Source organism: bacterium (assembly GCA_037131655.1).
Taxonomy (GTDB): domain Bacteria; phylum Armatimonadota; class Fimbriimonadia; order Fimbriimonadales; family JBAXQP01; genus JBAXQP01.
This window is the reverse complement of record JBAXQP010000457.1, coordinates 1-1,708: the sequence shown is the minus strand read 5'-3', so window position 1 is coordinate 1,708 and position 1,708 is coordinate 1. Positions and strand designations below refer to the sequence as shown.

Here is a 1,708-nt window from a genome sequence, read left to right as displayed (position 1 = left end):
ACGTTGATTTAGCGCTTAAAACATCACTAGATGAGAACCTAGAAATGATCCGTGACTCAGTCACGCACCTCATCGCCGAAGGTCAACGTGTATTTCTAGATGCCGAACATTTCTTTGATGGCTATCGAAACAACCGCGCCTATGCCCTAGAAGTTGTACGCGTTGCCGCCGAAGCCGGTGCCGACGTCATCGCACTCTGCGATACCATCGGTGGAATGTTGCCCGATGAATTATCACAAGTTGTCCATGATGTTCTTACCGCAAGTTCGGCCCGCCTAGGTATCCACTGTCACAATGACACAGGTTGCGCGGTGGCAAATTCAATGGCCGCCGTAGCAGCAGGGGCTACGCATGTTCAAGGAACACTTAATGGCTATGGCGAACGAACCGGAAATGCCGACTTAGTCACGATAATTGCAAATTTAGAGTTAAAAAAGAATCAACTAGTGTTGCCTAATAACTCACTACGTGAAGCTTTTAGAATCTCACATGCCATCGCTGAAGTTACAAATGTTTCATCGAGTGCGCGCCAGCCTTATGTTGGCGTTTCAGCCTTTGCTCACAAGGCAGGTCTTCACGCCAGTGCAATCAAAGTCGATCCCTCGCTCTATCAGCATGAAGACCCAGTAAGCGTTGGAAATGATATGCGCATGCTTGTATCGGATATGGCAGGGCGTGCATCTATTGAATTGAAATCTCAAGAGCTCGGCGTTGATTTAGGTGGAGATAAAGAGCTCATTGGCCGAATCGTTGCCCGTGTTAAGGATATGGAGTCACAAGGTTTCACCTTTGAAGCAGCCGACGCCTCCTTTGAACTCCTAGTCCACGAGGAAATCAGCGGGAAGCGCCCATCGTTTTTCACTATTGAACATTGGCTAACGACGGTTGAGCGCGCAGAAGACCAGAGTATTGTGACTAAAGCCGAAGTAACCGTAGTAGCACAAGGTGCAAAGATTGTCTGTATCGGAAGTGGCAATGGTCCAGTTAACGCCTTTGATAACGCGCTTCGGTCAGGTCTAATTGAATTTTATCCGGCAGTTGAGAAGTTAACGCTAATTGATTACAAAGTTCGCATTCTAGAGGGTCGCTTAGGCACGGGTGCAATTACTCGAGTGTTGGTTGAAACCAGTGATGGGGTTCGTGAGTGGTCCACAGTGGGGGTGCATGAAAATGTTATTGCCGCATCGGCCATGGCTTTAGAAGATGCGATTACATTTGGACTTATGCGACAAGGGTCTCAGAGCTAATTAAAAATCATATTTCAAATGCTGACTGCATAACCCTTGAACATTGCCGCGGCTTCACTTCGATGATTACAACCCAACTTCGCAAAAATCTTCATTACATCTTGTCGAACCGTTGATTCTGAGTAGCCAAGAAACTCCGCAATGCTTTTATTTGTCCGGTCTTCACTGATGAGCCTCAGAATTACTAGTTGGCGCTCCGTCAGCAATATCATGTGTTCAGAGCCAACAGATGATGGTGGGCTTATGTGTATCCCCTGGGGGTCTACATATTCGAGTAGCGAGTTATGATTTCTGAAGTAGTACAGCGAAAAAATACTTGCTACCGCGGTCAAGAATTGATTTAGCGAGTCTTTCTCACGTAATTGAACCCTGCTTGTGATGGCCATTGCGGCAACGGGGGTACCTAACAAAAAAACAGGAAAAAAAATCAAACTCTTATCGCCCACCAATATTGGATATTC

2 protein-coding genes are annotated in these 1,708 nt (G+C 46.5%); one reads left to right on the top strand and one right to left on the bottom strand.

All coding sequences use genetic code 11. The features are described from left to right. The coding region (cimA, locus tag WCO51_13575) for a citramalate synthase (protein MEI6514283.1) at positions 1-1,247 on the top strand (1,247 nt) is incomplete at its 5' end. Between the two features lie 14 nt (positions 1,248-1,261). Here cimA and WCO51_13570 read toward each other — a convergent pair. Then, on the bottom strand, positions 1,262-1,708 hold a 447-nt coding region (locus WCO51_13570; protein MEI6514282.1), incomplete at its 5' end, for a LuxR C-terminal-related transcriptional regulator.